Here is a 9,778-nt window from a genome sequence, read left to right as displayed (position 1 = left end):
ATAGCATGGGGGTTATACCTGGTCTCGTTTCGATCCCAGTAGTGAAGTCCTTTTGTGTTTTGTTTGTGTACTATGGTTTTCTATGGGAATTTCATTTCGCTGCAAGCCTTCTATATTACAATTATTTACTTTACTTATTTTGTTTAATTTTATTGATATTTTTGATGTTTTATTTATATTACGGAAAGATTATTATATTGTGATGATCAATATTATTTTATAATAATTGTTTTAATCAGGTATTATTATGGTATTCGAAATTCAATATAATAAAGACCCTGCAATTATTTGGGTTTTTGCTAAAGATGAAAAAATTGGTTAAAAATCAAAAAAGATAAAAATTTTAAGAATTCTAAACCTTCTAAATTAGATATAGATTTAGATACTACTTTTATTGATAATTCATCTTTGGATGTTCTTATTTTAGAACCGTTGCCTGATTTTGAAGATTTTGTTATTGTATACTCTAAAATAAATAAACTGTTGTCAGGTAGGGTTATTTCTTCTAAATATGAAAAAATCCCTGGATTACATTATGGGGGATTATTTGAGTTATATGAAAGAATATCTGATTCCTCCTTTAGTTCGTGTTTATAAAACTCATAAAACTGAATTCCTTGAAATTGTTATCTAAATGATGATCAATTGATTGAAAATTTAAAAATAGAGATAATATACAATAAAGGATACATTTATTTACTTCATATTGATGAGACTAATGTTATTTTAAGAAATCAGGAAAATAGTTTGATTCACACTTTGTATGATGAAGATAAGGGGATATTATTTACTAAAGGAATTGATGGCAGTTATTATTGGGATCCAAGTATCTATGAAATTTTAGAATGTAAACCAAGAACTGAAGATACTTCCTATAATATATTAAAAGATGTAATGAAAACCTGATGATTTTGAAAAATTAAAAAAACTGGAAGAATATGAGAATGATTTAGGTCAGGATAAATTCGTTGCAACTATTACTACTGAAAATAATATAAATAAAATCTTGCAGTTTTATACTACAACTTCTTATGATACATTTGGAAAATTCAGATTTAAATTGATATATGTTCTAGATGTTACCAAAGAGACATTGGAAAAGCAGGATAGTGCTATTTTAGATATTTTGGTATCCAGAATTAATTTGGAATTGGGTACTGGTAATTTTGTCGTTCACCCTGAAAGAGGTGCACTTTTTACTCCTGAAGTTGAAAAAATCACTAATTTACATTACTGCAAAAACTATGTCTCAGAATTGGCTTTCCATAAATACTTCGATGGAGTTCATTTCATGAAATTTTTGAAGAATTTTGGAGTAAAGTTGTCGATAATGGAGATTTTAGTGATGAAATTGCAATGTTGTTTGCTGGTAAATTAGATAAGATGGATCGTGTCTTTGATTATAATTTTGAAGATGGTGAAGAATTACGTAGGTTACATTTTATTATTCAAAAAGAATTGATTGATGGTGAAATTTATTTCCTTCTGGAGTTCAGGATATTACTGATGAATATAAGCGTCAAAATGAATTAATTAAGGCAAATGATTCATTAAACTTATTAATAAAAGAATCTAATCACAGAATTAAAAATAACTTGAATATTCTACTTAGATATATTTCTTTAGAAAAAAGACTTAATAAGGACAATCTCGCTGAAGTAATTAATAAAATGGAATTTAGAATTAAATCATTGGATTTATTCCATAATTTACTTTATACAGGTCCTAGTTCTGACGAGGTATTGATTATGGAATACTTTAAAAATTTTGCTATTAAAATAACTGATGTCTATCCTACTTATGAGGATATTGTTTTTACTAGTGAGGATGATAGTGATTTTATGGTATCTGCCGATAAAATTGTTCCTTTTAGTTTAATAACTAATGAATTGCTTACTAACTCTATTAAACATGCTTATGTTGATTTTCCTATTAATCGTAAAATGATTCATGGTGCTATTTATAAAAAGGATAATTGCTGTGAAATATTGTATCGTGATAATGGTATTGGTGTCCCTGATGATTTTAATCCTAAAGAAACTTCAGGTTTAGGTTGGGTTATTATTAATGCATTAGTTGATCAGCTTAAGGGTAAATATGAAGTTTATAAGGATGATGGAATGTGTTTCAGATTGACATTTCCATTAGATTAATCTTTTTTTTTAAAAAATAGTAAAAAGTAGGTTAGAATTTTTCTAAAATCCTAGCATATACTGCTTTTAAATCATCATCTGATTTTTCATATATTCTTTTTAGAATTAATTCTGGTGTACTTTTTGCAAGGAAATTCATTTTAGGTGTTCTATCAACAATTAAATTATAATTTTCATCCAATCCTTTTGCTTCAATACCGTCAACTCGGATATCAGTATAGTTCATGAGTTCTCTTGCCATATGGGTTACAATTACTCCATAAGAATTGGATTCTTTTATCATATCTATGAATGTGGATATGATTTTAACTGCTGCATCAAGTTCAGTTATTCCTTCAAGTTCATCTAACAGCACTAACTTTTCACTATTTGTGGTGACAATTGGTATGAACACATTTAAGAATGATTCAAATGCTCCAGCATCAAGGGATCGTTTCTTGGAGAAATGATAAATTTCATCAAATAATTTAATTTTTGCACTATTTGCACTTACTGGAAGTCCCATTTGTGCCATAATGGATATTTGTGTTAATGTTTCAAGTAATGTTGTTTTACCTCCACTGTTTGCCCCTGTTAAAAGTGCAATGTTTTCATCTTGTGTTAATTGATAATCTACTTTTTGAATGTACTCTTTGTCTTTTTTAAGTGCTAATTCTAAATGAAGGGCTCCGTCTAATTGAATTTCTTCGCTAAATTCCGGTCTGCATAAGTCATATTCATATGCGAAACTACCTAAACTGAATTCGTAATCAAATTTGATTGCATCTTCAACTTCTGCAATAGCTTTATTTTTCATTGAATTCAATTCAATTGCAGCACTTCTTTTAATGTCGAAAATATCATTTTCTTTTTTAGATGACTGTTCAAGTGTAATTCTTTGAATTTCACTATCATCTATTTCAATTGGATATTTTCTTAAAAAAGGGTCAAAACTTATTCCAGTTTTTTCACGAATAATTTCTTTTCTTTTATTGATAATTTCATCAAATATTTTGCTAATCTTTGGAGGGAAGTTATTATTTAATAGATTGAGAATTTCATCTCCTTCAAGATCAACTTGTTTTATGGATTTTTCTAATTCACTATCCATATCATCTTTAAGAGAATAAACAAGTTTCTCAATATCTACTTCTCTCTTATCAATAATATTTACTTCATCGATAATAGGAATGATTTCTCCAAGCACACTTTCCTTATTTCTAATTTTTTGTATCTCATGAACTCTTGTGAATAAATCTTTATTTTGAATAAAGAAATTGATAATTTTTTCAGGAACTATCTCATAATCATTGTCTTCAATACTTACCATTACAAGATTTGGCATTCCTTCAAAATCAAGTACTCCCTGTGAATATACATAAAATACCAAATCATAATTCATCATTTCTTCTTGAAGTAATGGTGAATCGTTTGCAGTTATTATTGGATAATACTGGTTTAATCCTAAATCAGTAAGGTATGAATTGTCTTCTTCACTTTCAACAAGAATTGCTTTACTTGGATCATATTCTGCTTTTACTTCTTCAACTTCTTTTAGATTTTTCATTAATCCTCTTAATTTGATTATTGGAAGTTGTGAAACGTGTTCTTTAGCATCCATTACAAAATCAAGCTGTGAATTAATTTTTTTAATATCTTTTGAAGGGGAAAGTAATAAAATTCTATTTTTTGAATATGCTGTGTTAGAGTATGCTAGTATTTTATTGATGATATCTTCATAAAGTTCCATAGCTCTGTCGCTTTTTATGAATTCATATTTTGGATTGTTTAACAATTGGTTCATAATGTCAATTGCTTTTCTTTGACTTATCCCATCGATATTGATTATTTTTTCAACATCAACATTATCGACTATCTTCTGGAGTTCTTCTTCACCTCCAACACTTTTTATGATTTTTTCAGATATTTTATCTCCAATTCCTTTTATGTTTTGCAATGTAATTCTTTCCCTTTGCATTTTTACCAACCCTTTCTGTCATATGATATTTCTTTTAATATATATTCAACATTGCCGAGAGCATTTGAAAAGTAATATTTTAATAGTTTGCAGCAGTGTTTTTAGAACTATATTTTTTCAATTCTTTTTCATTGACATTGCCGTTAAGAGCATCATTATAGATATCAACAATTTTATAATAGTTATCATCTTTATATCTACCGTCAATTGCAAAATTGGAATAATTGATATTTTTTAAATGTTCTATCTCATTAATTAATGAAAGTTCACTATCATTAAATATTGTCAATTCCTGTGATGAAATGCTTTTGTGAATTGGATATCTGTTGTTTTTCTTATCAATCAAATAATTTTTATAGTTCTTGTCTTTTTCAAATCCATAAAGTAATGGATATCTTGTCTTCATAAGTTCAACAGATCCTTGAACCAATATTTCAACTTTCTGAGGATATTTGCAGTGCTTAATTATGTTTTCATAATCTTTTTTTGTTAATTCAGGAGATAATGTTAGTATTTCATATCCTTCAAGACTGTTTATTGTCTCATTATTTGTGATGTTCATGGAATAAAATCCGTACTGTCCATTAAAACTGTTGCTCATTATAGGCAAAGTATAATGCATTTTATTTAATATTCCTCTTACCTTGTTCAATGACTTTATTAAGCTGTCATGAGTTATGTCTGGCCACTTCCAGACTAATTCATAATCTTTGTCATAGGATATTTCGTATGCTTTCTTAATGAAACTAATCATATAATTGAGGTTTGGATTTTCATCTGAAAGAACCAATGAATCATCCGGATTTGGAATTTCCAAATAAACTCTTTTAACATTTTTTACATGCTCTAAATGTTTTAAGTTATTTGTATAAAATGAAATATTGCATTCTGTTTCATTATTTTTGCTGTTGCATTCATCTAACTTGATTTTCTTACTGTTATTTTTAAATGAATTGACAACGTCATATTCTATTTTTTCAAATAAATTCCTTCTGAGTTCATTTATTTTGCTTATCGGTATGAATAATGTTCCATCATAATTTATGTTGATTTGAACTATTTGATAGGGATAATTATCAATTTTTTGAAGCTGTTTTTTGATTGTTTCTCTTGTAACGCTCTTTTTGAGAGGTTTTTCAAATGGGGTATTTCCTACAACTTCACATTCAAACTCTTTTCTGTTTGCAAGAGTTAATCTTCCTTTAAGCACAGGGAACTTATTTTTAACTGAAAAAGTAAGTATCAATTTGGATTTTACAAAGCTTGATCCTTTAGTTTCTATTTTCTTAACTTTTTTGGTTAAACTATTTCTTTTTGTTAGGTACACATCAGATTCATTCAAATTAAATGTACTTTTCTTATTTTGCCATACTTTTTTAACAACTAAAACCTTGTCTTTTCTTGATAAATCTTTCACAGGTTTATTTTTTCCGGTTTTAAAGTGATTCAATGTAGTGACGAGAGGATTTTGAGATACTTCAAATCCGTAATCATTGTTGTTTTTGATTATTAATAGTCCATCTCCTTTTTCAGGAATGGTCTTTATGGAATCATCTAATCTAATTGCGATTTGATTTTTCTCGGATTTTATGACTCTACCTATTTTCAGTCCAATATGGCCTGCTTTAAGGCTTCTTTGTGGTGACTCATTGAATAATCCTTCACAAAGTCCTCTATTGAATACGAGATTTATGTTTTCACTTTTTGTTTCTTTGTTGCTTTTTAGTTTATTCAATGCTTTACGATAGGAACTTATTACAATAGCTAAATATTCCTTGTTTCTCATTCTGCCTTCAATCTTAATGCATGTAATATTCATTTCTGAAATTTCTTTTAGCTGATTGAATAAACTTAAATCACATGGTGATAAGTAATAATTTTCTTTTTTAATTCCGTCGATTCTATATTTTTGACGGCAAGGTTGAGCACAGGTTCCTCTGTTTCCGCTTCTTCCACCTTTAAAACTACTCATTAGGCATTGTCCTGAGTAAGAATAACATAAAGCTCCATGAGCAAATATTTCAAATTCCATATTTGTATCAAGTGCCTTGATTTCTTCTTTTTTCATTTCACGTGGAAGTACAACACGTTTTATCCCTTTACTTTCCAAATAGTTTAATTTCAATTGATTTTCACAGGTCATCTGTGTTGATGCATGGATTTTTAATTTAGGTACGTGCTTGTTGATCAACTCAACCAGTCCTAAATCTTGTACTAAAATAGCATCAACTCCAATAGCATATAGGTGATAAACATAATTAATCACATCTTCTAATTCATCTTCTTTTATCAATGTGTTTACGGTAACGTAAACTTTGACATTATGTATGTGTGCAGTATTTACTGCTTCATCAATCTCATCTAAAGTAAAGTTTGTTGCATATTTACGAGCACCATAATCTTTTCCAGATAAGTAAACTGAACTTGCTCCTGCATTTATTGCAACTTTCAAATGATCCATAGACCCAACGGGTGCAAGTAATTCAGGAATTCTCATTATTTATCCTCGTGTAATCTACCTTCAATATAATTTCCTTTGTTAATGTAAGACTGTGAGAAATCCATAATCTGGTATTTGTATTTGCTCAATTCCTCTTCATCTTTATTGCTGAGGCTTTCATTATAGATTGATAATATTTGTTTGGTGTACTGTTCATTTGAGTATCTGCAATCGAGAATCAATGTATCAAGACCAAACTCTTTTATTTCATTTATTTCCTCAATCAAGCATAAGCAATCCTTGTTGATGATGTGGCTTTGTCTGTTGTAGTCAAAGAACACTTTGTATTTGAATTTTTTCCTCTTTTTATCTTCAAGAATGGCATAATCGGCATCATTTGAAATGATAAAGTCTTTACCGTCATTCAAATTGGTGAAATCATCTTTACTTACGATAACTTCCAGGTTTCCATTAACAATCATTCCAAGATCTATATTCCTGTCGTGGTTTTTGAGGACAACTTCCCTAATTTCCTTGCCTGAGAGTTCAGAAGATAATATTAAAGATTTAAATCCTGCTTCATTTAAGTCACGAACGCAGAAACTGTTCCATACATTTAAGTTATGGTTTCCGTGGATTGGACAGTCAAATATGTCATTCATTCCAGGGAAATCTCCCATTACTGAAATGATTATTCCTTTATTTTCAAGTTCTTTCACAATTTCATTGCATTTTATAGCATCTTCTTCTGAGATAAATGAAGATAAAACCCAGACAAATTCTGCCTGAGATGCCATTAGACTACCTTTCATTAATGTGTCTTTAATATTTTTGAAGTAGTCATCTGGGTTGTTGTAGTGGCAAGTTCCATCAAAATAGATTCTTTTCAAGTCAAATCCTGATGCTGCTCTTATTTGTGATAAGTCATCGATGAATATTGATAATTTAGGTGTTTTTGGTTTGATTTTTCCGCTATTTTCGTAATCATCGAAAAATTTTGTTAAATTCTTACGCACTTCTTTTACAGCCTTTTTGGTCGGTGTGTAATGATTCATCAGCATTTCTGTTGCAGTATCCAAAATTTCACGCCTAATCTGGTTAATCTTACGAATTTGTGTAAACATGTCATTTGGCATATTGTTGAAACGAATGTTTTCAATATAAAATGGTGTTCCCCCTGTTTTGTTGAGCTGTACTTCAATTGTTTCTTCATCAATTGGTTTATTTTTAGCTTTTTCAAACATATCGAGAGCTTTGTGTCTGAAATTAATTAATTCATCACCGACATGATATTCAACTTTGGTGTATAAGTTCAAATCAGCATCCCAAGTCAAGGATAAGTTAAGTCCAATATGATTTTTAATGGTTTCTTTTTCGAATTGTTTTAAATATTCGTGAGTTGATGCAGAATAACTGATAAATACTTCGGTTCCTTCTTTAACAAGACGTGTAGTATCTATTATGATTTCATTTTCATCCTGTTTGATAATGTTTTCCAAGTAAATCCCTTTGATTTTACCATTGTATTTAAATGCAATTCCGTCACCTGGCTCTAAAATAACTGGAATTTCTTTGTTTTTGATTTCAATGGTGACTTTTGTTCCGTCAATGTTGGTAATATCTCCGATGTATAATCCTTCATGACCAGAACTTCCTCTACCCATTACTTCTCCGGGTTTGTCTCCCATTATGTATCCGTCGGTGAATTTTCTGTTGAAAACAAGGTGTAAATCTTTTTCATAATCTCCCGGATTTCCGTCAATGATGTTTCTGTAGCTGTTTACTATAGTTCCAATATAATCTTTGGATTTCATCCTACCTTCTAATTTGAGAGACTTTACTCCAGCATCTGAAATTTCTTGTATATTCTTGTATGTAGCAAGATCGTGTGTTGAAAGAAGGAATCCGTTTCCTATGTTGTATCCTCTGTATTTCAAGCGGTATTGTCTTCTGCATGGTTGTGCACAAGCTCCTCTGTTACCGCTTCTGCCACTATTGTATGATGACATGTAACATTTTCCGCTGACACAGTAACATAATGCTCCATGCCCGAATACTTCAATATCCATGTTGATATTATCTTTTTTAAGCTGTTCGTAGGTTTCTTTTATTTGGTTGATGTTTACTTCTCTTGGAAGAACAACTCTTTTTATGTTGTTGTTTGAAGCCCATTTGATGCAGCTGTAATTGTTCAATCCCATTTGTGTTGATGCATGAACTTCCAAATCTGGAATGAATGTCCTTAAAAGCCAGATTAATCCGAAATCCTGCACAATAACTGCATCTACTCCAATTTGATATAATTTAAATAAGTATTTCAATACATCTACTATTTCGAAGTTATTGACTAATGTGTTAACAGTTACATGGATGTCAACACCATTTAAATGAGCATAATTAACTGCCTTTTCCAATTCTTCCATGGTAAAATTTTTGGCATATGCTCTTGCACCGTAATTTGGCCCTGCAATATATACTGCATCTGCACCAGCATTTACTGCTGTAATCAATACTTCATATGAGCCTGCAGGGGCTAATAATTCTTCTAAAACCATTTATTTTTACACCTTGATTGATTATTCATTTATATTTTTATAATTAATTATATATTAAATTTAAAACATATTCTATTTTATGTATATTGTATTTGAAGGAATTGATGGTGCTGGAAAATCAACCCAAATCCAATTATTAAAAGAATGGCTTGAAGCAAATGGATTTAGAGTTGAAACATTGGTTGAACCGACTGATTCAGAAATTGGAAAACTAATCAGAAAAATACTGCAACGTCCGGATGCAACAAATGATAGGGTTCAAAAAACATTAGGATTACTCTTTGCAGCTGATCGGATGTTAATAATGGATAAACTTGAAGACAAATCAAAAATAATCATTTCTGACAGATCATTCATATCAAGTTTAGCTTATCAGGAACCTGCAGATTGGATTGGAGTCTTAAATAAATATGCTAAAAAACCAGATTTGTTATTATTGCTTGATTTGGATGTTAAAAGGTCAGTTTCAAGAACCTATGGTGAGGACACATTTGAAAATGAGGAATTTTTAACTGGTGTTAAAGACAATTATTTAAAATTAGCTGAAAATTATACTACTGAAATTATCAATGCAAATAATGGTGTTAATAAGGTATCTTCAGATATAAAAAAAGCAGTTGCACCCTATCTTGGAATCTGTCCTGATTGTATACTATAAAATAAAATATAAAGG

General features: G+C 29.7%; 8 protein-coding genes. 5 read left to right on the top strand and 3 right to left on the bottom strand.

Features of this window, described 5'->3' with window-relative positions; genetic code table 11:
- Positions 1 to 645 precede the first annotated feature (645 nt).
- From MR875_05130 to MR875_05115, 4 genes are all read left to right on the top strand, one after another.
- A complete protein-coding gene (locus MR875_05130; protein ID MCI6994224.1) occupies positions 646 to 906 on the top strand; it encodes a hypothetical protein in 261 nt (86 codons plus the stop codon).
- 100 nt (positions 907 to 1,006) lie between these two features.
- Positions 1,007 to 1,378: a hypothetical protein gene (locus tag MR875_05125; protein ID MCI6994223.1), complete on the top strand. Its 372-nt coding sequence runs from the start codon at positions 1,007 to 1,009 to the stop codon at positions 1,376 to 1,378.
- Positions 1,357 to 1,533, top strand: coding sequence for a hypothetical protein (locus MR875_05120; protein ID MCI6994222.1), 177 nt, complete (start codon positions 1,357 to 1,359; stop codon positions 1,531 to 1,533). Before MR875_05125 ends, MR875_05120 begins: the two co-directional genes overlap by 22 nt.
- A gap of 62 nt (positions 1,534 to 1,595) precedes the next feature.
- Positions 1,596 to 2,153, top strand: a complete 558-nt coding sequence (locus MR875_05115) for a sensor histidine kinase (GenBank protein ID MCI6994221.1) — start codon at positions 1,596 to 1,598, stop codon at positions 2,151 to 2,153.
- 31 nt (positions 2,154 to 2,184) lie between these two features.
- On the opposite strand, the gene MR875_05110 is transcribed toward MR875_05115, so the two are convergent.
- The 3 genes from MR875_05110 to MR875_05100 all read right to left on the bottom strand — a co-directional run bounded on the left by MR875_05110 (position 2,185) and on the right by MR875_05100 (position 9,105).
- On the bottom strand, positions 2,185 to 4,110 hold the full coding sequence (locus MR875_05110) for an endonuclease MutS2 (protein MCI6994220.1): 1,926 nt from the start codon (positions 4,108 to 4,110) through the stop codon (positions 2,185 to 2,187).
- Between the two features lie 79 nt (positions 4,111 to 4,189).
- Positions 4,190 to 6,607 (bottom strand): U32 family peptidase, encoded by a 2,418-nt coding sequence (locus MR875_05105; GenBank protein ID MCI6994219.1) that lies wholly within the window; start codon positions 6,605 to 6,607, stop codon positions 4,190 to 4,192.
- Complete coding sequence (locus MR875_05100) at positions 6,607 to 9,105, bottom strand: DUF3656 domain-containing protein (protein ID MCI6994218.1); 2,499 nt, start codon at positions 9,103 to 9,105, stop codon at positions 6,607 to 6,609. The genes MR875_05105 and MR875_05100 overlap by 1 nt, the downstream gene beginning before the upstream one ends.
- A 79-nt stretch (positions 9,106 to 9,184) precedes the next feature.
- Here MR875_05100 and tmk point away from each other — a divergent pair, with 79 nt between their 5' ends.
- On the top strand, positions 9,185 to 9,763 hold the full coding sequence (tmk, locus tag MR875_05095) for a dTMP kinase (protein ID MCI6994217.1): 579 nt from the start codon (positions 9,185 to 9,187) through the stop codon (positions 9,761 to 9,763).
- The last annotated feature ends 15 nt before the right edge of the window (positions 9,764 to 9,778 follow it).

Source organism: Methanobrevibacter sp., assembly GCA_022775905.1.
Taxonomy (GTDB): domain Archaea; phylum Methanobacteriota; class Methanobacteria; order Methanobacteriales; family Methanobacteriaceae; genus Methanocatella.
The sequence above is the reverse complement of the archived record's forward strand: the minus strand, read 5'-3'. Positions and strand labels throughout refer to the sequence as shown.